This is a genomic window from Candidatus Symbiopectobacterium sp. NZEC151, from assembly GCF_025962655.1.
Lineage (GTDB): Bacteria > Pseudomonadota > Gammaproteobacteria > Enterobacterales > Enterobacteriaceae > Symbiopectobacterium.
The window spans coordinates 14103-37112 of the sequence record NZ_JAGFPE010000003.1 but is presented as its reverse complement, the minus strand read 5'-3'; the positions used below and the strand labels follow the sequence as shown (position 1 = coordinate 37112).

The 23010-nt window shown below is 51.4% G+C and carries 19 protein-coding genes, 1 other RNA gene and 1 pseudogene; 13 read left to right on the top strand and 8 right to left on the bottom strand.

What is annotated here, in order from left to right; all coding sequences use genetic code 11:
* Nucleotides 1-65: 65 nt before the first annotated feature.
* Together J5067_RS11005 and J5067_RS11000 are read left to right on the top strand one after the other, a co-directional pair.
* The gene (locus J5067_RS11005; RefSeq protein WP_264651126.1) at nucleotides 66-1967 is read left to right on the top strand and encodes a beta-glucoside-specific PTS transporter subunit IIABC; all 1902 of its coding nucleotides are present in this window, start codon (nucleotides 66-68) and stop codon (nucleotides 1965-1967) included.
* A gap of 20 nt (nucleotides 1968-1987) precedes the next feature.
* The gene (locus J5067_RS11000) at nucleotides 1988-3460 is read left to right on the top strand and encodes a glycoside hydrolase family 1 protein (protein ID WP_264644196.1); all 1473 of its coding nucleotides are present in this window, start codon (nucleotides 1988-1990) and stop codon (nucleotides 3458-3460) included.
* 83 nt (nucleotides 3461-3543) lie between these two features.
* On the opposite strand, the gene dgcJ is transcribed toward J5067_RS11000, so the two are convergent.
* The 3 genes from dgcJ to cbpA all read right to left on the bottom strand — a co-directional run bounded on the left by dgcJ (nucleotide 3544) and on the right by cbpA (nucleotide 6409).
* A complete protein-coding gene (dgcJ, locus tag J5067_RS10995; RefSeq protein WP_264651125.1) occupies nucleotides 3544-5058 on the bottom strand; it encodes a diguanylate cyclase DgcJ in 1515 nt (504 codons plus the stop codon).
* 125 nt (nucleotides 5059-5183) lie between these two features.
* Nucleotides 5184-5489: a chaperone modulator CbpM gene (gene cbpM / locus J5067_RS10990; RefSeq protein ID WP_264644198.1), complete on the bottom strand. Its 306-nt coding sequence runs from the start codon at nucleotides 5487-5489 to the stop codon at nucleotides 5184-5186.
* Nucleotides 5489-6409 (bottom strand): curved DNA-binding protein, encoded by a 921-nt coding sequence (gene cbpA, locus J5067_RS10985; protein ID WP_264644199.1) that lies wholly within the window; start codon nucleotides 6407-6409, stop codon nucleotides 5489-5491. The genes cbpM and cbpA overlap by 1 nt, the downstream gene beginning before the upstream one ends.
* Before the next feature lie 275 nt (nucleotides 6410-6684).
* On the opposite strand from cbpA, the gene J5067_RS10980 reads away from it, so the two are divergent.
* The 7 genes from J5067_RS10980 (at nucleotide 6685) to J5067_RS10950 (ending at nucleotide 13226) form a co-directional block, all read left to right on the top strand.
* Nucleotides 6685-7200, top strand: coding sequence for an RNA polymerase sigma factor (locus J5067_RS10980; RefSeq protein WP_264644200.1), 516 nt, complete (start codon nucleotides 6685-6687; stop codon nucleotides 7198-7200).
* Complete coding sequence (locus tag J5067_RS10975; RefSeq protein WP_264651124.1) at nucleotides 7187-8161, top strand: FecR family protein; 975 nt, start codon at nucleotides 7187-7189, stop codon at nucleotides 8159-8161. The genes J5067_RS10980 and J5067_RS10975 overlap by 14 nt, the downstream gene beginning before the upstream one ends.
* A 160-nt stretch (nucleotides 8162-8321) precedes the next feature.
* Nucleotides 8322-10763, top strand: a complete 2442-nt coding sequence (locus J5067_RS10970; protein ID WP_264651123.1) for a TonB-dependent siderophore receptor — start codon at nucleotides 8322-8324, stop codon at nucleotides 10761-10763.
* A 5-nt stretch (nucleotides 10764-10768) separates the two neighbouring features.
* Nucleotides 10769-12001, top strand: coding sequence for an MFS transporter (locus J5067_RS10965; protein WP_264651122.1), 1233 nt, complete (start codon nucleotides 10769-10771; stop codon nucleotides 11999-12001).
* A 1-nt stretch (nucleotide 12002) separates the two neighbouring features.
* Complete coding sequence (locus J5067_RS10960) at nucleotides 12003-12452, top strand: hypothetical protein (protein ID WP_264644204.1); 450 nt, start codon at nucleotides 12003-12005, stop codon at nucleotides 12450-12452.
* A gap of 130 nt (nucleotides 12453-12582) precedes the next feature.
* Nucleotides 12583-12828 carry a type II toxin-antitoxin system Phd/YefM family antitoxin gene (locus J5067_RS10955; protein WP_264644205.1) on the top strand — a complete coding sequence of 82 codons (246 nt, stop codon included), beginning with the start codon at nucleotides 12583-12585 and terminating at the stop codon, nucleotides 12826-12828.
* Nucleotides 12828-13226 (top strand): type II toxin-antitoxin system VapC family toxin, encoded by a 399-nt coding sequence (locus J5067_RS10950; RefSeq protein ID WP_264627926.1) that lies wholly within the window; start codon nucleotides 12828-12830, stop codon nucleotides 13224-13226. Before J5067_RS10955 ends, J5067_RS10950 begins: the two co-directional genes overlap by 1 nt.
* A gap of 287 nt (nucleotides 13227-13513) precedes the next feature.
* Here J5067_RS10950 and J5067_RS10945 read toward each other — a convergent pair whose 3' ends face one another.
* Both J5067_RS10945 and J5067_RS10940 read right to left on the bottom strand, forming a co-directional pair.
* Nucleotides 13514-14902 (bottom strand): sigma-54 dependent transcriptional regulator, encoded by a 1389-nt coding sequence (locus tag J5067_RS10945; RefSeq protein ID WP_264651121.1) that lies wholly within the window; start codon nucleotides 14900-14902, stop codon nucleotides 13514-13516.
* Complete coding sequence (locus tag J5067_RS10940) at nucleotides 14892-16847, bottom strand: transporter substrate-binding domain-containing protein (RefSeq protein ID WP_264651120.1); 1956 nt, start codon at nucleotides 16845-16847, stop codon at nucleotides 14892-14894. Before J5067_RS10940 ends, J5067_RS10945 begins: the two co-directional genes overlap by 11 nt.
* A 460-nt stretch (nucleotides 16848-17307) precedes the next feature.
* Here J5067_RS10940 and J5067_RS10935 point away from each other — a divergent pair, with 460 nt between their 5' ends.
* Together J5067_RS10935 and J5067_RS10930 are read left to right on the top strand one after the other, a co-directional pair.
* On the top strand, nucleotides 17308-18567 hold the full coding sequence (locus tag J5067_RS10935; RefSeq protein ID WP_264651119.1) for an alpha-hydroxy-acid oxidizing protein: 1260 nt from the start codon (nucleotides 17308-17310) through the stop codon (nucleotides 18565-18567).
* A 250-nt stretch (nucleotides 18568-18817) separates the two neighbouring features.
* Nucleotides 18818-19735 carry an Rpn family recombination-promoting nuclease/putative transposase gene (locus tag J5067_RS10930; RefSeq protein ID WP_264651118.1) on the top strand — a complete coding sequence of 306 codons (918 nt, stop codon included), beginning with the start codon at nucleotides 18818-18820 and terminating at the stop codon, nucleotides 19733-19735.
* Nucleotides 19736-19812: 77 nt separating this feature from the next.
* On the opposite strand, the pseudogene J5067_RS10925 reads toward J5067_RS10930, so the two are convergent.
* From J5067_RS10925 to smpB, 3 genes and pseudogenes are all read right to left on the bottom strand, one after another.
* Nucleotides 19813-21057: pseudogene (locus tag J5067_RS10925) on the bottom strand (integrase domain-containing protein).
* Between the two features lie 185 nt (nucleotides 21058-21242).
* Nucleotides 21243-21605, bottom strand: a transfer-messenger RNA (tmRNA) gene (ssrA, locus tag J5067_RS10920).
* Between the two features lie 45 nt (nucleotides 21606-21650).
* A complete protein-coding gene (gene smpB / locus J5067_RS10915; RefSeq protein ID WP_264644211.1) occupies nucleotides 21651-22133 on the bottom strand; it encodes an SsrA-binding protein SmpB in 483 nt (160 codons plus the stop codon).
* 155 nt (nucleotides 22134-22288) lie between these two features.
* Between smpB and J5067_RS10910 the strand changes: the two genes are divergently transcribed.
* Together J5067_RS10910 and J5067_RS10905 are read left to right on the top strand one after the other, a co-directional pair.
* A complete protein-coding gene (locus tag J5067_RS10910) occupies nucleotides 22289-22723 on the top strand; it encodes a type II toxin-antitoxin system RatA family toxin (protein WP_264644212.1) in 435 nt (144 codons plus the stop codon).
* Nucleotides 22716-23000: an RnfH family protein gene (locus tag J5067_RS10905; RefSeq protein WP_264651117.1), complete on the top strand. Its 285-nt coding sequence runs from the start codon at nucleotides 22716-22718 to the stop codon at nucleotides 22998-23000. Before J5067_RS10910 ends, J5067_RS10905 begins: the two co-directional genes overlap by 8 nt.
* Nucleotides 23001-23010 lie beyond the last annotated feature (10 nt).

The following is a 23010-nucleotide window of genomic DNA, read 5'->3' as shown; positions in this document are numbered from 1 at the left end:
GCTTAAATAGCTGCTTATTCATTCTGTAATAAAAATACGACGATGACTATTATCGAGGTCAGCCCATGAGTAATTTTCGTTTACTTGCCGGGGAAATACTGGAGCTTATTGGTGGTGAAAAGAACGTTGTTTCTTTAACTCACTGTATTACTCGCTTAAGATTTTCCCTAAAAGATGGCAAAAAATTTAATAAAGCAGCATTGGATAAACTCGATGGCGTTATTCTGGCCGTCGAAAGTAATAACCAATATCAGGTGGTGATTGGCAATGACGTCACCACCGTGTATCGCCTTTTGGTGGACGAGTTTGGCATTAAAGGTGATGCCTCCTCGGACAGTGAAGGTGAAGCCGATGGCAAGAAAGGCAATCTTGTCGGACGTCTTTTCAATAAAATGTCCTCTATCTTGGTGCCGATTGTGCCCGCCTTGGCCGGTGCCGGGATGCTGAAAGCGTTTCTGGTGATCCTGTCGACCTACCACTTTATTGATACCGCAGGCAGTACCTATAAGATTCTGGCAGCAGCGAGCAACAGCGTGTTCTATTTCCTGCCGCTGCTGTTGGCATTTTCCTGTGCCAAGGCGTTCAATGCGCATCCGTTTGTTTCTGTGGCGATTGTCGGTGCGTTGCTGGAACCGACGTTTACCGGGTTGATGGCAAAGCAGGGGGATATTGTTGAGTTTCTCGGGGTTCCGGTGGTGTTGATGAAATATTCCTCCACGCTGATCCCGGCGATACTGGCTATCTGGGCCTACTCCTATCTGGAGCGATTGTTAAAACGCCTGATTCACCAAAGCATCGAGATGGTGGCCGTGCCGATGTTGGGGATGCTGATCATGGTGCCGGTGATTGTTATTGCCGTCGGGCCGATTGGTGTCTACCTCGGGGACGGTATCGGTGCGGGCATCGCTTACATGAATGGCGTGAGCGGCATGCTGACCGGGGCGATCCTGGGCGGTGGTTGGACGCTGCTGGTGATCTTTGGCCTGCATTGGGGCATGGTGCCGGTGATGCTCAATAACCTGGCGCTGCGCGGCTTTGACACCATTAAACCGGCGACGGCCGCAGCGACCTTTGCTCAGGCGGGAGCCGCGTTCGGCGTGTTCCTGAAAGCCAAGGACAAAAAGCTGAAATCCTTTGCCCTGTCCAGCATGGTGCCTGCGCTGTTTGCTGGCGTGACCGAACCTATCGTCTACGGTATCTCTATCAAATATAAGCGCCCACTGGTGGCATCGCTGATTGCCGGGACGGTCGCGGGTGGCTTTATCGGTTCGATGGGCACCACGGTTATGGCCTATGTGTTCCCGGCATTGACCACGTTGCCAGCCTTTATGACCACCACGTTTGCCTATTACCTGATTGGTATCGGCATGTCGTTCACGCTCTCGGCCCTATTGACCTACCTGCTGGGCTTCGATGAGTCACTCGGAGAACAACCGAAGGCCGCGCCGCAGAATACCGTCGCATCCACCCCCGTGACCTCGGCCAGCAGCCAAAGTCTGTTACCGGGCATCACGCTGGCGGCACCGCTCAATGGCACTATCGTGCCGCTCACCTCGGTGAAAGATGCCGTCTTCGCCAGTGAAATCATGGGCAAAGGTATTGCGATTTTCCCCTCTGAGGGCGTAGTGACGTCGCCGGTGAACGGCGTGGTATCGAAGCTGTTCCACAGCAAACATGCCATCGGGATCACCTCTGATGATGGCGTGGAAGTGCTGGTGCACGTCGGGATCGACACGGTGCGGCTCAACGGTGAGCATTTTGCCAGCCATGTCAATGAAGGGGATCGTGTGACCACCGGGCAACTGCTGGTGACCTTCGATCTTGAGGCGCTGATCGCCAAAGGCTTCGATGTGACAACGCCCGTGGTGATTGCCAACACCGATGACTATCAGTCGATTTCAGCCACCGAACAACATCGCGTAAATAACAGCAACACATTAATGACCCTGTTTAGCGCCACCGTTTAACCATCAATGGGAGAGAAAATATGAAAGATTCAGCAATTACCGGTTTTCCAAAAGGTTTTTTGTGGGGCGGCGCAGTGGCGGCCAATCAGGTGGAAGGCGGATGGAATGAGGGAGGCAAAGGGCTCTCCACGGCAGACATGGCGATTCACAAAAAGAATCTGAAGCGTGAAGAGTATGAAAAGCACTATAAAATCACCGACGAGCAGATTGCCGATGCTATCGCCGCTACTGACGCCAGCCCGTACCCTAAACGCCGCGGTATCGATTTTTATCACCGTTTTCGTGAAGATGTTGCCCTGTTTGCCGAGATGAACTTCAAGGTGCTGCGCGTCTCCATTGCCTGGACACGTATTTTTCCCACTGGGATTGAAGAGCAGCCGAATGAAGAGGGGCTACGCTTCTATGACGAACTGTTTGATGAACTGCGCAACAACGGTATTGAGCCGCTGGTAACACTGTCTCATTACGAAATGCCGATCTATCTGGTCAACAATTTTGCCGGGTGGAATGGCAGAAAAACGGTGGATTGCTTTGAGAAATTCGCTGTTACCGTGCTGGAGCGTTATAAAGAGAAAGTGAAGTACTGGCTCACGTTCAATGAGATCGACAGCATCATCCGTCACCCGTTTACCACTGGCGGGATTGTGCCGGAGCGTTTCTCGAATGATGAGATCGAAACCGTGATTTATCAGGCGCTGCACCACCAGTTTGTTGCCAGTGCGCTGGCGGTAAAACATTGTCGTCGTCTTTGCCCGGAAGCAAAAATTGGCTGCATGCTGACGCGCTTGCTGACCTACCCGGAAAGCTGTGCGCCGGAAGATATTTTGCTGGCATACCGTGAAAACCAGCTCAACTACTTCTTCAGTGATGTGCAGATTCGCGGACGTTATCCGCGCCACATGACGCGCCGTTTCGCGGAAAAAGGCATTCATATCGACATGCTGCCGGGTGACGAAGAGATCCTGCAACAGCATACGGTGGATTTCCTCTCTTTCAGCTACTACATGTCGTTGGTCACCAGCGTCAACGCCGACAAGATGGATAAAGTGGGCGGTAACATTGCCGGTGGCGTGAAGAACCCCTACCTGAAAACCACCGAATGGGACTGGCAGATCGATCCGGTTGGGCTGCGGATTGCGCTCAACGATATGTACGATCGTTATCAGATCCCGTTGTTCGTGGTGGAAAACGGCATGGGCGCTGTGGATCAGATCGATGAAAATCATCAGGTGAACGATGATTACCGTATCGCGTTCTTCCAGTCGCACCTGAAAGAGATGAAAGAAGCGGTGAAAGACGGGGTGGAATTGATGGGCTATACCTCTTGGGCACCCATCGATCTTATCAGTGCATCGACGTCAGAAATGAACAAGCGTTACGGTTTTATTTATGTCGATCAGGATAACGACGGTAACGGCACGCTGGCCCGCTACCGTAAGAAGAGTTTCTATTGGTATCAGGATGTTATCGCCACCAACGGTGAATCGCTCTAAGGCGTGAATGCCAGGTCGGGGCGAGCATTTTGCGCCCCGACTTATCCGCATAAACCCGTATTTCCGGGCAGTGCAGGGCGGTATTATCGCGGTGTGTATTTATTGCGTTTGTGTTGGTACAGTAAATCGTCTGCTTTTAATAATGCAGTATCTAACGTGTCGCCGGGACGTAATTGATAAATACCGTAAGAAAACGCCGTCAATTTTTCTTTATCGGTTTCTGCCAGATTGCTATAAACCCGCGCAATGACATCCTGTGATGTCGTCAGGTTATAATCAATCAGAATCAGGCAAAACTCATCGCCACCCAACCGAATGCCGTAATCACTTTTGCGAATAGAGTGCGCCAGCGCCTTACCCAAAAACTGGATCGCTTTGTCGCCCAGATGATGACCAAGGGTATCATTAATTCTCTTTAATCCATCGATATCCACCGCCGCGACCGTTACTGAAATATCTCTGTTGATCAACGCCTGAACCTTTTTATCGAGCACGGGGGTCATTATTTTACGGTTATACAGTCCTGTCATGGCATCAGTCACATTATCTCGCGACAGAGACTGGTGGCGAACCAGTTGCTGTCTGGCATAGCGGCAGAGTAACCAGGTGCTGAGCATGTAAAGCGCAATCAGCCATAACATATTAAGGACGATATAGATCCCATCCAGTTTGATATGCAAGGTATAGTAACGAGTGATTTTTTCCTGGTGGCTGATCAGCGCCACAGAACGCAGTGCGGGACGGTGGAAAACAATGTTATCACCGGTTGTATTGTCTGTGACATAGAGTGAAAGGAACCGCCACAATAATGGACGTTCAGCGGTATAAAATGACGTTGCCAGATCGCTGATATTAATATCGGTAACGATAACGCCTTTAATTGTATTGTTTTGAAAAACGGGTGTCAGCATACTGATGATGTTTTTTTCGGTATAACCGTCGCGGTAAATGTGTGAGACAATATTATTGCCATTATGCAAATCATTTAATGCAGTTGCATCGATATTTATTGTCAGCGCGCTGCGGTCAATATCAATGCGACCATCATTGCTGACCAGCCAGTTATTAAAAGTATAGCGCTGGGTATCGACCAGTCGATTGATATAAATGTAGTTATTGATCAAGTCGATATAATATCTGACGTTATTGAAGGTATAACCGGTGTAGTTCGAGAAACTGTACGTTGAGGAGGCACCCGCTTCATACTCCTGAATATTTGCCAGTGCGGCAACATCCTGGCTCCAGTCCGCGCACTCCGGGTTGCGTGTCTGTAACGTTCCACTGAGCGTAGGCAAAGTCTGTTTCAGTAAGTTCAAACCATAGGTTTCGCCCACTGACTCGGCATACTGACAGATATCATGCGGTATGTTCACTTTGTTATCGATAACGGATGCTGAAGGCGAAAACGCCCTGGAGAGGCGGAAGGCAATATTTTGGTTAATATATTCTTCATGAAATAGCGCAGATTTGCCATTCTCCGCAATATATCCCATATAGCTTCTGAGCCCGAGATACTCATTAACAATAAAACTGGTAAAAATGCTGGTGGTCAGAATCACAATGAAAATAATTGCGCTAATAAATTTTGGCTGTGACAAGATGCAGCATCCCTTTATTAAGCACTGATAGCCATAGTTATAGCATAAAGCGCTTCATTGTGTGCAAAAGGGCAGGCGAAGGCCGGCCCCTTTGTTTTGCGTTTTCTTTAGCGTGTTGATACCGCTCAGGTGTGTGTAATAAAGCGGGACAGACGCTGTTGCAGCCGTCGATTTTCTAGGCGCAACTGTGCGTTCTCTTCCAATAATGTCAGGGCTACGGCGATACCGGGCCAATCTAACGCTAACTCTCTTCTTAAACGTAGGGCGTGCTGCATAATCGCGGCTGCACGATCGTCAAATTGCCAGCATGAGTGTTCATCTTCATGAGGTTCAATCACTCCCAGGCCGACAATTTCACTCAGTTCATCTTCCGAAACGCCGGTATGCAGGCAAAACTCAGTAACGGTAAAGGTGATGGTTACTGTCGACATTATGCTTTCCCCCATGTTTTGCGAGGATCAAAGGATGGTTGGGCGTCTGCCAACTGTTGCCACAGGGTGCTGGTGCTGTCATCCGGTTTCGGTGGCATCACGATTTTTATCACAGCGTACAGATCGCCGGTATGGTGTTTACCGATAAGCCCCTTACCTTTGATACGTAACCGTTGACCTGCCTGACTGCCCGCAGGGATGGTCAGCAGAATGCTCTCTTTCAGTGTCGGTACGGTGACTTTTGCGCCCAGTGCTGCTTCCCAAGGAGCAAGCGGGACGACAATTTCCAAATCGTGGCCCACGATATCAAACAGCGGGTGCGGTGCAATATGGATAACCAACCACAGATCGCCATTCGGCCCACCGTGTTCACCCGGTGTTCCCTGGCCTTTAAGGCGAATGCGCTGACCGTTGCCCACGCTTGCCGGTATCTTCACATTGAGCGTTTTGGGAATTTCCTGCTCTACCATGCCGAAGGCGTTATACACCGGTAGCCTGTAACTGATGGTTTGATTGTGTTCGCTAAGGGTTTCTTCGAGGAATACTGCGACTTCGATTTCAATGTCATGACCACGGGCTGCGCGGGATTGCTGTGACTGGCGTGCATGTTGACCAAAGATAGAGGAGAAAAGATCGTCAACGTCTTCAGCCTTATAGCGCTGGTCACTTTCATGTTGCGGCTGCCGAGTGAACTGCGGATCATTACGGTGTTGCCACAGTTGGTCATACTCTGCTCGCCGCTGTTCATCACTCAGCACTTCCCACGCTTCAGCCACGGCTTTAAACCGTGCTTCGGCGTCGAGCTCTTTACTGACATCCGGGTGGTATTTGCGGGCCAATCGACGATAGGCGGTCTTGATGGTCTTGAGATCGTCAGTCGATTTTACGCCCATGATGGCGTAATAATCCTTTAATTCCATAACGTAATCTCGCGTCATTTGATCGGTAAATGGGATTCCTGTGCGTGTTTTCACCACTAAGTGTAGGATAATCCCATGCAATGCATATCTCCACTGCAAACCACCAAAGCGATAACCGTACTTAACGTAATGCATTGATTATCATTTTTATTTGCTGGAAACGGTTGATAACATCAGCAATAATTGCCGTCCGTTCAGCCCATTCTTCCCGCCTTGTGGCACAGGATCCTTGCGCGGTTCGGCACTGTTTTTACTACCGTTCGGGGCTCGATGTCATGACCGACAAAAGCAAGGATCTCGCCGCGTTATACCTCACAGAGCATGAGCGCCTGGAACGGCAGATCCGGCGTCGGGTGGGGTGCCGTAATATCGCCAGCGACTTGGTGCAGGATATTTTTCTGCGCTTGTGGGAAAAGGCGGTTGAGTGGAAGGGCGACTCTGCCGCGTACCTCACCCGCTGTGCGCGTAATGCGGCAATTGACCATTTGCGAGCGGAAAAAACCAAAGCGGATTACCTTCAGGGTGTGCTGCCCGAGCACTATGCTGAGGAAGCCGAGTCGCCGCAAGAGATTGTCTCCGCACAGCAGAACATCCATCACATTGATGAAATCCTGGCTGCCTTACCGCAAAAAACGCGGCATATCTTTTTGCTCAATCGGGTTCATGGACGCAGCTTCTCGGAAATCGCTACGGTGATGGGCATTTCATCCCGTGCGGTGGCAAAACACATGGCGCGGGCCGTCGCTGCCTGCGAAGCGCGCATAGGAGGCGAGCACGATGACACCGACTGAGACGCAGATCCGCGAACAAGCGCGCGACTGGTTTATTTCTCTGCGGGATAATCCTTCGCGCGCTCAGCGTGCCGCCTGTGACCAGTGGCGACAGAGTCATCCCGCCCACGATGACGCCTATCGCGCAGTCGAGGCGGTGTGGCAGGCCACTGCGGCACCGGGCAAGCGACTGGCGGAAAAGGAGTCTGAAGCCCTGGCGGTTTATCTCACGGCAATCAAGCAGGCAAAACGCCATCAACGCGCAAGGCGGTGGCTGGTCTCGGCCAGTGCCTGTTGTGCGTTGGTGATGGCAGGGGTTCTCTGGTTGGAAAATCCCTACTGGATGCAGGATGTGACGGCGAGCCACGTGGCGAGCAAGGGCGAACGTCGTGACGTAACGCTGGCAGATGGCTCGCGGCTATTGCTGGATGCGGATAGCGCGTTCAGCGTAGCGTTTACGCCGCAAGGGCGGCGCGTCCACTTGCTGCGCGGTGCCGCTTTTTTTGATGTCACACCGTCGCAAACGCCCTTTGTGGTGGCAACGGCGGCCGGTGATGTGCGGGTGCTTGGCACACAATTCGATGTACGGCTGATCGATGACGCGGCACTGGTAACCCTGGCAAAGGGGAGTGTCGCGGTGACAGCCGGTAGCGCGATGACGCCAACGGTGCTGAAGCCGGGCGAACAGGCGCGCTTTAGCGCCAGCGGTACTCATGCGCCTGTCAGCGTGAATGTTGCAGACGAAATGGCCTGGCGCGACGGACGTTATATTTTCTATCGCGCTCGCTTGGCCGATGTGGTGCGTGAGGTGGAACGCTATCGTTCTGGGCGTATTCTCATCTCAGCATCCGCGTTGGCCAATGAAACGGTGACCGGTAGCTTCTCGCTGGCGGACAGTGATGCGGCATTGGCCTCTTTGCAAGCCAGTGTCGGGTTCCAGATGCGCAAAGTGACCGAACGACTGGTGATTCTCTCGCCATAATAATTTCATATTTTACAATGTGTTGTGATTTTTTAATTAAAAAGTTCATTTTCATGGTTCAGTGATCCGTTTCCTCATTCGTGAACGTAGTGAGAGTGCAAATGATAATTACTATTATTAACGCGCTCGCGGTTCATGACACGAGATAAGGATCTCCTTAATGAAACAAAAAAGAGCACACCAGGCCGGCTACCTGTTCGCCACCCTTTTACTGACCAGCTTTAGCGGTGCGAACAGCGCCGCAGCGCAGGTTCAGCAGCACGCAGCGCAGCAATTTAGTTTTAATCTCCCGGCGAAACCGGTCACTCAGGCGGTGAACGACATTGGTCGTATCACTGGCCTGTCAGTTGTTTTCCGCGAACAACAGGAAATGGCCGCTATGGGCAACCCCGTTCGCGGCACGCTGAGCGCAGAGCAGGCGTTGGCAACCCTGCTCAATGGCACCGGGCTGGGCTACCGCTTTAGTAATGCAACCACGGTACAGATTTATGTATTGCCCCCTTCGGCGAGGAGCGCATCAGCGGGAACGCCCGATACCATGGTGGTTCAGGCACAGGGGAATAGCCGACTTGGACCTGTTGTGGGTTATGTTGCCAGCAACAGTACCTCTGGCACCAAAACCAACACTCCGCTGATGAGAACACCACAGTCGGTCAGCGTGATTACCCGTGAACAGGCTGACGCGCAGGGCGCGCAAAGTTTGGTTCAGGCACTGCGCTATTCATCGGGCGTGGCGGCCGAAGTTCGCGGTTCGGCATCGCGTTATGATTTGCCTTATGTTCGTGGCTTTGGTTCACCGACCGACAGCAACCAGTATCTTGATGGCTTGCGTTTGCTGCGCGGCGGCGGCTATGCCATTCCGCAGATTGAAACCTATGGCATCGAGCGCATTGAATTCCTCAAAGGCCCATCGTCTACGCTGTATGGCGGTGTGACGCCCGGCGGGTTGATCAATGCGATTTCCAAGGTGCCTACCAGCGAGCCGCAGCACGCGGTTGAGATGCTCTACGGCAGCCATAACCGGATGCAGCTTGGTGTGGATTCCGCCGGGCCGCTCAATGACGATCGCTCGTTGCTCTATCGCGTGGTGGCGCTTGGCCGTAAATCGGACACGCAGGTGGTGAATACCAAAGAAGAACGTGTCTATGTCGCGCCCTCTCTGACCTGGATCCCCGATACTGATACCTCATTCACGCTGAATATGAGCTACCAGCACGATCCCGAAGGGGGATACTACGGCGTGTTGCCCACCGTCGGTTCACTGTGGCCCAGCCCGGCAGGGCAAATTCCCCGTAATTTCAACGACGGCGATCCGGCGTTCGATCAGTTCGATCGTAAGCAGAGCATGGTGGGGTATCAGTTTGAGCACCGCATCAATGACACCTGGAGTGTGCGCCACAACTTCCGCTATCTCGATCACTCAACGGTGACCAAGAGCGTAGGGACCTCCAGCATGGGGGCCGATGGGCATACTATCTCGCGTTATGCGCTCGGAACGGATGAAACGCTGCGCGGTCTGACATCCGATCTGCAACTTCAGGCTGAATTTGATACCGGGCGTTTGTATCACACGGCCTTATTCGGTTTTGATTATCAACAATCTGACTGGACGCAAATTCGGGATTATGGCGGTGCACCCTCCATTGATTTCCTGAACCCTGTGTATGGCGTGGCGACCAACCTGACGCTGGCGCGCATCACCAATCAGAAGCAGCACACCAATCAGGCCGGTTTTTACGCGCAGGATCAGATCGATATCGATCGTTGGACGCTGGTGGGTGGCATGCGCTACGACACTATTCGAACCAGAACCGATAACCGACTGAATGACACCCGTAGCGTGCAGGATGACGAAGCGGTGAGCGGTAAGCTCGGGCTGATTTATAACTTCGACATGGGAATTGCACCTTATGTCAGTTATTCCACGTCATTCCTGCCGGTCAATGGTACTGATGCCAGCGGCAGCGCCTTTAAGCCGACCACGGCGAAGCAGCGCGAAGTGGGGGTAAAATACCAACCTACTCATTTCAACGCGCTGTTTACGCTCGCCTATTTTGATATCACGCAAAGTAATGTAGTGACCTCCGTCAACCCTTACACCACCTACCAAACCGGGGAACAGCGCTCACGCGGCGTTGAGTTCGAAAGCAAGATGGCGGTTACAGACAACATCAATGTGACCGGTGCCTTGACCTACACCAACGCCGAAGTAGTTAAAGGATTAGGGGCAGATGTTGGACAGGCACCTATCGGCATTCCGGATTACACCGCTTCGCTCTGGGCGGATTATCGCTTCCGCTCCGGCGCACTAGAGGGGATTACCGTGGGCAGCGGCGTGCGCTATGTCGGCAGCACGGTGGGGGGATATTCGCCTAACGTTTACACCGTCAACGCCACGCGCTTGGATGCGCCGAGCTACACCGTGTTTGATGCGTCAGTCAGCTACGATTTCGGCAAAAGATCGCCAACGCTTAACGGGCTAAGCGGCAAGGTCAGCGTCAATAACTTGTTCGATAAACGCTATGTTACGTGCCTGTCCAATAACTTCTGTAACTACGGCAACGATCGTGTGGTGTATGCCTCACTGGCTTATCGCTGGTAATGCCAATGGAACAAGCAACACGGACTGATACGCAGGCACCGCGCACGCGTGAACAGCTAGCCACACTGGTGGGTATTAGCTCGCTGTATATCGGCTTCGGTATGACCATGGGGCTCATTCAGGGCGGCTTTCCGGCCATTATGCGTGCACAGGGCATCAGTCTGGGGGCCGCCGGGTGGCTGTACGCGCTCTATCTGCCGCTGGGCGTCGCTTTTCTGTGGGCACCGCTGGTGGATCGCTGGCGTCCACCGCTATTGCCGCCTCGGCTTGCGTGGGTTGTGCCTATGCAAGTGCTGGCGGCATTGACGGTAGCCATGGTGGCGCTGCTGGAAGGCGCTGCCATGGGCATCCTGTTCGCGATGGGGCTCTTGGTGGCGTTCACCATGGCAACCATGGATATTGCGCTGGACGCGCTGGCGGTAGAACGGATTCACCCAGCCTGGCGACCGCGTGCTGCGGCCTGCAAGCTGGGGGCATTATCGACAGGTGCCATGATTGGCGGCGGCGCGTTTGTCGCGCTGTTTCACACCTATGGCTGGAAGGTCATCTTCCTGTGTTATGCGGCCTCTCTGTTACTTCTGGTATTACCGGTGCTGCTGTTAATGAAAGAGGTACCGCATGCTGGCCCATTGAACGCTACGCGCCGGAACGCCGCGAGCCTAAGTGCGCTGCTGCGTAACCCCGTACAGCGCAAGCGACTCACACTATTGACGTTAACGTGCTGCGTTATTTTTCCGATTGCGGGACTGAACCGCCTGATGCTGCTCGATCTTAATGTGCCGATAGAACAGATCGGCGGGATCGTCGGCACGCTCGGGCCCATCTCAATGCTGCTCACCGCCGTTATCTCTATGCCGTTGATGCGTCGGGCTGGGCTTTCCGGCGCGCTGATGGCGTTCACTTCGCTGGCCTTGCTGGCATTGGCCGCGATGACAATCGGTTTTGTTCTCGGTCAGCCGTGGCTCGCCATGGCGGGAGCGATAGCGGTGGGTGCGGCGGTGAGCGGCATTTTTGTGGCATTGAGCGCCAGAATATTGGGGTGGTCGCGCGGGGCGCAACCCGCCACCGATTACGCGGCTTTTTACGGTGTAGGACGGTTTGCCAGCACGCTTGCCACTATTGCGGGTGCGCAAATGGTGAGCTGGATTAGCTGGCCGTGGTTCTACACATCGGGTGCGCTGGCATTACTGATTATCACGGGGCTATTGCGTGCCCCGATGGCAGAAAAGGATGAATAACATGAACCAACAACATCATTATTCCGGTGAGACACTGGACAGTGAAATTTTCGACAGTTCGCGCTGGCCCGTGGTATTCCTGCGCTTTCCCGCATTGGAGATGCCGAATCGCACGGACAGGTTACTGGCGGGATTGACACACATTCTCACACAGCAGCAGCGCGTGGCGTTGGTGTGGATTCCGGCAAGGCATGGTCATGAGAGAGAACCGCATGAACAAGAGAAGCAGGCATCGCGGTGGATGAAGCTCTATAAAAATGAACTGCGGGATTACTGCGCCGGCTATGTGTATTTGACCACTGAGCCCGAAGTGCGTGAGAGCCTGAGCGCCATGTTTCCCAAGGTGAAAAAGATCCTGCCGTTCCCGAAAACGCTGGCGGACGACATGGACGATGCTTACCGCAAAGCGACGGCGTTTCTAGCACTGGATGGGGAGGTGGCGGGAACCTAAAAGGATCAATACCCTGCTGTTGCACCGGATATCACTGTAGCATTAAATTGGTCTGGTCAGTCTGACTTGACCAATCATAATGGATGGGGTTATGATTAAAATGTATACGATGGCTAAGTCGGAGGATGTCATGGAAAAGGTGAATATCTATGAGGCCAAAACAAATCTTTCCAAACTGTTAAACGATGTTGTGAAAACAGGAGAGCCATTTCTGATTGCACGTAATGGCAAGACGTTGGTAAAAGTCGTGGCGTACACGGAGGAGAAACCTGTGCGTAAGCTGGGTTTCCTTAAGGGTAAAGGAACCGTTCCAGATAACTTCGATGCGCTGAACAGTGATGAAATACAAGACATGTTTGAAGGGAAGTATGACTAATGTATTTACTCGATACCAATATTTTACTTTTTGTTGCCTATCGCCCGGAATACCTCACGGAAGAGGTAAAAGCGATCGTTCAAGGCGTCGATAATGAGCTTTATTTTAGTGCTGCCAGTATTTGGGAAGTTTCTATCAAGTTTGCATTAAACAAGCCAGATTTCAATATCAACCCTGACGAACTCAGAACGGGGCTATTTGATAATGGTTTCAAGGAGCTTGTCATTAAAGGCGAGCACGCGCTCAACGTATTACATTTACCCGAGTTATTTCACAAAGATCCTTTCGATAGATTGCTGGTTGCGCAGGCGCATTATGAAGGTTTGACCTTTATTACATCGGATAATAACATTATTGCGTTATCTGGTAAATTTATCTCTCTTATACCTAATCGCTAACGTAAAATTCTCACCTGTTGCTATTCCGTTTTACCTTAATATCCCTTCCTTTCATCGTTGAGCGCAGCTTACGCTGCTCCTGTATAACCCGGAACCAGAGCAACTGGAACAGAAGGGCATCGAAAAAGGCGCTGAAAAAGGCCAGCGTGAGGCTACGTTGAAAATAGCCAGTGAATTGCTTCACAACGGTGTGGAGCTCGCGATTGTTATGAAGTCCACTGGCCTATCCAAAGAAGCGTTGACGAAACTCCAGCTCAGCCATTAATTCGGGTATGCACGGATCGGTATTACGTGTTCTCACTGGCTTTTTGTTTTTGGATGTCAGTTTCTCTACTCATGCCCGCATTGCCTAAACGGCGGCTCAAAGCACTTTGCGTTATCCCAAGCAGTTTAGCTGCGGCACTCTGGTTGTTATTGGTGCGAATGAGTGCCTCATGGATCAACTTCTGCGTGATTTCTCTAATGGTGGGCAAATTCGCTGGGAAGGTCATTCGTTCACTTTGAGGCATCTGTTGGCTCTGTTCTAACACCTTAAAAAAAGGCGCGAGTGCCAGCTCCTGGCCGTTACTGATCCCCGCCGCGGTAAAGGTTAACGATTTTAATTCGGCAATATTTCCGGGGAACGCGTAATGCTCCAATCGGCTCGCGAGCTCGTGGGGCAGTGCGAGGTAATCCCGGCCCAGTTCCTGGCAGGCCATCTCATTAAAATGTTGCAATAACAAACCAATATCGGCGGTCCGTTCTCTGAGCGGCGGCAGTTTGATGCGTTGTGGTTGCAAGCAGTAGAGCAATCCGTGGGAAAAATCCTTTTGCTCGAGTTGTTCCAGTGGCGCGGTGGTACTAAACAGCAATCGGCACTTGAGGGCGGTTTCCCGCAATGATCCCTGTGGAAAATAACGTTTGCGCTGGCACAGTTGAGTGAGCACCCTTTGGGTTTCTGCACTCGCCAGCGCGAGATGCGTGAGCAGCAAAAAGCCTGAGCCAGCCATATCGAGCAAGCCCGCCTGATTGGCAACCCCAAACAGTTTTTGCTGTAACATCTGCGGGGAGAGGTCCGCCAGAGACAGCGTTAACAAGGGTAATTCTGGACAAACCTGTTGTTGCAGCGCCTCCGCAAACAGGTGTTTACCCGTGCCAATTTCCCCTTCGATTAAAATGGGTTCGCGGCTATCGTGCAAAGCGGCAGCGAAAGTAAAGCAGTCGTGCATTTTGATGTCAGTGGTGAGGATTCGGTCAAACGCACTCAGATTCATGCGATCAAAGAAACCCTCTTTAATTTGATGGTAACGCCGTTCCAGCCCAATCATCTCCATGGCGCGGCGCACACCGATCAGCAACTGGTCCGTCGAACTGGTTTTGGTAATAAAATCGTAGGCACCTTGCTTCATGCACTCTACCGCGATTTCGGTTTCATTGAGTCCTGTCAATACGATCACTCGGACATAGGGAGCATGCTCGCGAATATCCCTCAGCAATTGCCGGCCGTCGAGGGCGGGCATATTGAGATCGAGTAGCACCAGCGCAATATCCAAATCGTTGATAAGTTGCAAAGCCTGGCGGCTATTTTCACAGGTGTAGGTTCTGGCCTCGGGAATATGCCGATTGAGCAACATATCGATGGTGCGCAACCAGCGAGTTTCATCATCGATAACGAGAATATTGCGACTAAGCTTCATTGCACATTCCTAACAAGATTTTCATTTCGGTGCCAATATTGGGTTGCGAATGGATAAGCCATTGGGCTCCGTGTTCGACAAGAATTTTATTGGTGGTTGAAAGCCCAAGCCCAGTCCCCCCCTGCTCACGACGCGTGGTGAAAAAAGGTTCGCGAATACGAGCCTGAATGTGGGGCTGCATACCGCAGCCATTATCGATGACTTTAAGGTATACCCGGCCTTCTTCGATCCCGGTTTCAATCGTCAGCAGTGGATGCGTTTTGTCCATCGCCAGACAGGCATTCTGGATCAAATTAATTAGCACCAACTGGAGTTGCAGCTCGTCCCCCTTAATCGCAGGAAGTTGAGGATGGAGTGAGAGCTGCAACTGCAACCGTTTGACATTGTTATGGGTTAACCGCAGGGCGGTTTCAACAATATGGTTGAGTGCGACAGGCTTAACATTGCTGAGACCATAGCGTGAGAAGTGTTTGAGATCGTGAATGATACAGCCAATGCGCTGGGCCGATTCCTGCACTGATTGGCTGGTGTAATTAAGTTCCTCAAGTCCCTGTTGCAGCACCTGCGGTTGCGAGCTCGTGGACGGTGATGCGCGTTTCAGATCGTCGATAATATCCTGCATCAGACTCATGGATTGGTTGATGAGCCCCACAGGATTATTAATTTCGTGGGCAATGCCCGTAGTCAACTCCCCTAGGGATGCCAGGCGACTGGAGAGTTCGCTCACCTGTTTCAATTCAAAGGGTTCGGTGTAGTCTTCGATAAATAAGGCGATCATATTGCTGGAGATCAAGTACAAATTCAGTTTCCAGCGTTTATTGTCGAGAGAGAATTCGATTAATTGTGATTCTTCACCATTAAACCCAGACTGGATAAGCTGCGTGAGCGCGACCTTTGGATATGCCTGTTCGAGCCTTTCTGGTGCTAACAGCCATTGATATTTACCGTTTTGCCAGATTATTTTCAGATATTGATCCAACAGGATAACGCCGCAGGGCAGACCGTCTAAAACCGAATGGAATTGGGCCGATACTCGGCTAATTTCCGCCTCGGCTTTTTGCCGTTGGTGGAGTTCCTGTTTAAGGGATTGGGTTTTCTGTCTGAGCACCAGGCTGATATACAGGGTGATCAACAAGCCAATGCTGGAAATGATAGCAGCAAATAATGCCCATTGAAAAAAATCGTTACGTACTTGCCCTAATTCTATTTTTTCCTTACCGAAGCCGACCCATTTATAAATCAAATCATCGAAATAGCCACCGTGGTAATTCTGCTCCAAAACGTCACTCACCGCCTTGGAGAACAGCGGGTCCTTTTCGGACATGACTAAATAAAACTGACTGAGAAATAATGGATTGCTCGCCGTTTTGGTCATTGGGAATTGCTGCAACAAGCGACGGGCACAGTAGAATTCGGCCAATACAAAATCCACTTTACCGGCGGATAACAGCTCAAATCCTTGCTCATTGGTGACGACGGGAATGAGGGTAAAATCCTGCGGATTAGCCTTAAGATACATCTCTACCGAAGAGGCTTGTTTAATGGCGACACGCTTTTTACGCAGAGCCGTCCAGGAGTCCACCTGGCCTGCGCTACGTAGGTTATAGGCACTGATATAGGTGGGCAATAGCGGTAGCGCAGTGTTGAGCGCAAAGGTCTCTCCTGCGGGCAAATCAATCACGGCTAGCTGGCGCGTATTATGGGTTACAGAATACAGGGTTTGCTCGAGCGTTTGGCGATTGATAATTAAATCGTATTGCAACTTTTGGGCAATTTGGCGGGCTAATTCAATGTTAAATCCAGTCTCTTCACCGGCCTCATTTTGCCACTCGAAGGGCGGGGTGTTGCTATGAACATTGAACGTCAGAGTTTGCTGCGCAAATCCTTGAACCGAGATGAGGCTCAGTGCTAATACCACTCCCCGTAAATATCGCCAATAGCTCACGCAATACACACCTTTTTGAACGCTTCCCAATAATGCTGATTGTTTTTTTATGGAGAAGAGAGGCTGAAAGCTTTACTTTACGCTGCTACTGAATAAAGGGAAGCGATCAATCTCGCTTTTTGGCATGGACGAAACCTTAAAAAAGTCAGTTTACCCTCGCAAACTGTTATCTGTTTTTTGACAGGGGTATCACATTTACTTTACCTGGTTAATGCTACGGTTACGTTATATTCTGTTAAAGAGAATGATAATTGATTAATATTTAAATGCCGAATCGCTGGGTTATGCAAAAATGCATAATAGGGTATGCAAGGTTCAAAGTTTTTTACGTTAAGCGATCTATCTCCTAATTTTATCCTCGAGTGTTATCCCTTCAGAAATGACGAAGCGTAAATTCAGGCCGTGAGCAATTCGCGTTAATAACTCCTGAAAAGAATTGAATAACATAGGGGACACTAATATGGACAATAAATTAGATCAAAATCGTCGAGAATTTTTAACCAAGGGAGCCGTACTCGCTGCTGCGGCAGGAACGCTTGCGCTGACCGCTTCATCTTCAGCCCATGCCGCAGAAGCTGTAGCCACAACGGGAGCCACCGCCTCGGCGGAGGAGCCAAAAGCCATCACCGGTTACATTAAAGAGCCTAAAAACTTAAAAGACGTACTCGGCAATGCGCGCAAAATCATGAGTACTTGCGCAGCATGTGATGTCGCCGGGGCAGGGCGTTGTAATGGTAAAGGTCCGTGCGGGGAAGGGGTTCCCGGTATGGGCGGTATGCGCCAAAGCTTTGTGCGCAACATTGAAGCCTTTGAGGGCATGAGTCTCACGATGCGCAGCCTGCACAATGTGAGCAAGCCGAAAATGGAAACGGAGTTACTCGGCGTTAAATTAGCGATGCCTATTCTGACCGGGGTCACCGGTGGTCTCACTTACAACATGGGCGCTGCCAACAAATTGGCGTTCGATGGCGAAGTCATGACCGAGGATAAATATGCGCGCGGCATTATCGAAGGGGCGGCAAATTCCGGTTGTTTAGGTTGGGCAGCGGACGGTATTGAAGACCCACTCGATACCTACAAGCGCCGTTTAGACGTGGTCAAAGAATTTAAAGGCCGCGCGATTGCGCAAATCAAACCGCGTACTCAGCAGGAAATCTTTGAACGTATCGATCTGGTGCAGAACGCCGGTGCCCCTTTCTTTGCGATTGATATCGATTCCGCAGGTCGTGCCGCCCGCGCATTACCCGGCAACACAGTTGAGCCTAAAGATCTGAAAAAACTTAAAGAAATCGTTAAATACGCCAAGATCCCCTTTATGGCGAAAGGCGTGATGACGGTGGAAGAAGCCCTGATGTGCGCCGAAGCGGGTTGCGGGGCGATAGTGGTGTCTAACCACGGCGGTCGCGTGCTGAGCTCGACCCCTGCGACCATGCATGTATTACCCGCTATTGTCAAAGCGGTCCGCGATCGCGGTTACAAGATGCCGATTCTGGTCGACGGTGGTGTACGTGATGGTGGCGATGTGCTTAAAGCGCTGGCCAGCGGTGCCCATGCCGTATTGGTTGGCCGCCCCATGCTGCGTGCCAGCCTCGGCGGTGGTGTTAAAGGGGTTGAGATGCAGTTCAAACGCTTCCAGGGCGAGCTTGAGTCTAGCATGGTGCTGACCGGCACTGCCGATGTGAGGAATGTTGACCCGGCGATTCTTCTTCAGAGCGTTTGATTGATATAAATCGCTGACGACTTCATCAGATAGAAAATCCCCTTTGAACTAGCGGTGGCAGTGTGACTGTTGCCACCGCTTTTTATCTGGACGTGTGTGAGATAGGGAACGCAATATTTTTTCCATGTCCCTGTGCAGAGGCCATTGAGTCGCGTTTATACCGTTAAACAGAGTCAAAGTAGCCTCGATTGAGGAAAGCGAGAGGCCAAGATAGCTAAACTGATGCGGGTGACTTTCAGAGTCCGCGCTAATGAAAAAGGTCAACAAAACCACCTTCCCGCACGATGCGACGTTTAAGCAGTTTTTGACGCACCCTGAATCCGCTCGAGATTTTATCCAACTGCATTTACCTGAGAAGCTGTTGGCGCTTTGCGATCTCACCACGTTGAAACTGGAATCCGGCTCGTTTGTTGAGGATGACTTAAGAGCGTTTTACAGCGATGTGCTTTACAGCCTACAGACACGTGCTGGAGCAGGGTATGTCCATGTACTGATTGAGCACCAAAGCAAGCCGGATAAGCACATGGCATTCAGGCTGATGCGCTACGCGATTGCCGCGATGCAGCGGCACCTTGATGCGGGAAACAAGAAACTGCCTCTGGTGATCCCGATACTGTTTTATGCGGGCAAGCCGAGCCCTTGCCCGAATTCCACCAACTGGCTACAACTGTTCGACGATCCGGCTTTAGCCAGGCAGCTCTACAGTGAAGATTTCTCGCTGGTTGATGTGACGATCATTCCCGATGAGGACATTATGCAGCATCGCAGTATGGCTGCGTTGACACTGATACAAAAGCACATTCGCGAACGAGATTTGTCTGACTTGATGGACCGGCTGGTAACGATTATGCTGACGACTAACATGACCAGACAACAGGTCATATCGCTGATAAATTACATGGTACAGGCAGGCAACACATCAAATGCTGAAGCTTATGTAAGGCAACTGGCACAACGTGTGCCGCAACATGGAGATGAACTGATGACCATAGCGGAACAGTTGGAACAGAAAGGTATTGAAAAAGGTATTGAGCAAGGTATCGAGAAAGGTGAGCGCGAAGCAACGTTGAAAATAGCCAGAGCCATGCTGCAAAAAGGAATGGATTTCGCCACTATCATGGAAATGACGGAGCTCTCTAAAGAGGACTTGGCTAAATTCGGCCATTGATACGCATTCTACTGGCGCATCTTTTAACGCCCAGAGGTGGCCTCTGCACTATGTGCAAAGGCTGAGCACAACCCTTTTCATTCATGCTTCAATCGAACAAACATGCTGTCGCCCTCTAAAAGGCTCCCCCTATCTGCCGCCTTCACAAAATCAGCCCACCATTGCATCAAGGGGCGGCGTTGTTCCAGATAGTCGCTGCGGTTATAGGCGCGGCGCACCTCGTTTTTATCCACGTGAGCCAATGCGGCTTCAATCACATCGGGTGAAAATCCGTGTTCATTGAGTGCGGTGCTGGCGATAGAGCGCATGCCGTGTGAAACCAGTACCCCCGCCAGGCCGGCGCGTTTGAGCGCGGCGTTGACGGTTTGGCTGTTCATCGGTTGCGACGGTTTGCTGCGGCTGGCGAAAAGGTACTCCCGCTGGCCGCTTAGTGGTTTCATCATTTCCAGAATGGCCAGTGCCTGATCTGACAGCGGAACGATATGTATCCGATTCATCTTCATCCGCTCGGCGGGAATGCGCCATTCTTTCGCTTCTATGTCGATCTCTTGCCAGCGGGTATCTGAGGCTTCAGAAGGACGGGTCAGGGTCAGCAGTTGCCACATGAATAGGCAGCGGGTCTGGAGTCCGATATTTGCCAGCCGCATGGTGTTCATCAGGTGTGGAAGTTGTTCCGGGAGAATGGTGGGCATGTGCTTTTTCTTCGGTTTCACGAATGCCTTGCTGATATGAACGCTGGGGGCGTCATCTATCAGGCCGGTGTTGACGGCATAGATCATCACCTCATTAATACGCTGGCAGAGTCGCCTCACTGTTTCTAGCGCACCGCGTGTTTGTACCGGCTGCACGGCTTGTACCAAGGTGCGCGCTTTGATATCGGTGATGCAGAGATCGCAGATGGCAGGAAAGATGTCTTTTTCCAGCGAGCGCCAGATATCGGTGGCTTAGTCTTCGGTGATGCTGCTCTTTTTTACCTGTAACCAGCATTCAGCGACGACTTTGAAGGCGTTGGCTTTGACTTCTAACGCCTGCTTGCGTTGCGAAAGCTGGAATTCATAAGGATCAATATTTTTTGTCAGCAGTGTACGTGCATCTCGGCGACGCTGCCGGGCATCGGCTAGGGTGACTTCGGGATAGGGACCAAAAGTGAGCTTTGCCCGTTTTTTGCTAAAGGGGCGAAGATAACGGTATTGCCAGACTTTCTTACCGTTGGTTTTGATCAGCAGTTGCAGACCATCGCCATCATGCAGCGTGTAATCTACTTCTCCAGGCTTGGCGGCCTTGATCTCTGTATCCGTGAGCGGCTTTGTTAGACGAGCCATAGGTGCCTTGTTAGGTACCCGGGGAATAGGTACCTAGCCGTTGGGTACCTAACAAGGTACCTATGGGCACAGGAAGTCGGAATACGTCGAAGGACCTATAAGGAAACAAAAAAGCCCACAGGGCTTGCGCCGTGCGGGCTTTCAGGACTTTATCGGTCGACTCTGGTGATCGCCGATTAAGAATTTGGTGGAGCTGGCGGGAGTTGAACCCGCGTCCGAAATTACTACACCGTCGGCACTACATGCTTAGTCTAGTCTTTACATTCGCCGGTTAGCTGCGAACAGACACGCCACTAACAAACTAGCCTGATTGGATTTAACGCTTCAACCCCAGGCAGGGCATCCACGCGATCTCTTTTGGGTTTGACCTCTCTTGATCCCCGTCCTAAGAGCGGAGGCTAGGGAGAGAGGGCTAAAAGCAGGTTATTAAGCTGCTAAAGCGTAGTTTTCGTCGTTTGCGACTATTTTTTTGCGGCTTTTTACGAGGCAAACCGCCCCTCGGCATGCTCCTAAGGCTACACAATCCCGTCGAATCCAGAATCAGCCCCAAGTACTTCAACAGTATAACAGAACCGTGACACCTTACGCTACTGCTAGCGGTTGGCGTTTTTCATGATGCGCGCCTTGTCCGTTTGCCACTCGCGCTCTTTGATATCCGAACGCTTGTCGTGCTCTTTCTTGCCTTTGGCAACACCAATCTTCACTTTTGACCAGGCGTTCTTCCAATAGAGCGAAAGCGCGACCACAGTGTAACCTTCACGATTAACACGTCCGTAAAGTGAATCCAGCTCGCGCTTGTTCAGCAACAGTTTACGGGTGCGTGTAGGGTCACAAACCACGTGGCTTGAAGAGGCCAGCAGTGGCTGAAAGGTAGCACCAAACAGAAAAGCCTCACCACTGTGCAACAGTACATAGCTGTCGCTGATGTTGGCCTTACCTGCGCGTAGTGATTTTACTTCCCATCCTTGCAACGCCAATCCCGCTTCGAATTCTTCTTCAATGAAGTATTCGTGGCGAGCACGCTTGTTTTGCGCAATGGTAGCGGAGCCGGGTTTATAAGCTTTTTTCTTTGTCATAGTGTCGTCATTATACCGAATGTTAAAGGGAAAGACATCACTGCCGCATCAGTGAACGCAGGTTGAGGAAGGGATGCGATCGTCGCCTCAGAATTTTTACCATCCGGGCCATCGGTGCTATTATTCTGCGCGTTTGAAGTTATACGGAAAAAGCCATGCCCAAGATTAGTCGCTCTGCTCTGGTGCCTTACAGCGCGCAACAGATGTATCAGTTGGTGAATGATGTCGCCTCCTATCCCCAGTTTCTGCCTGGCTGTACTGGGAGCCGGGTTATTGCTGCCAACGCTGAAGAAATGACGGCTGCCGTCGATGTCTCTAAAGCCGGGATCAGTAAAACCTTTACCACGCGCAATACGCTCACTGACAGCCAATGCATCAATATGCAGTTAGTTGATGGTCCGTTCCGTCAACTGAGTGGCGATTGGCGCTTTATTCCCTTAAGTGCCGATGCGTGCAAAGTTGAACTCCATCTCGATTTTGAGTTCACCAATGCGCTGATCGAACTGGCCTTTGGCAAAGTGTTTAAAGAGCTGGCAAGTAATATGGTGCAGGCCTTCACCCTGCGCGCCAAAGAGGTATACCGTGCCTGAAATTCGTGTCGATGTGGTTTATGCGCTGCCAGAACGTCAGTATATGCGGTCCGTGACAGTAGAAGAGGGCGCAACGGTGGAGCAGGCTATTGTCGCCTCCGGGTTGTTGACACTGCGTACCGATATCGATTTACAGATCAATAAAGTCGGGATCTTTAGCCGACCGGCCCGTTTGATGGACGCAGTCACCGAGGGCGATCGCGTAGAGATCTACCGCCCGTTGATTGCCGATCCTAAAGAATTGCGTCGCCAACGCGCGGAGCGTTCCAAAAAATAAGGCACATTCA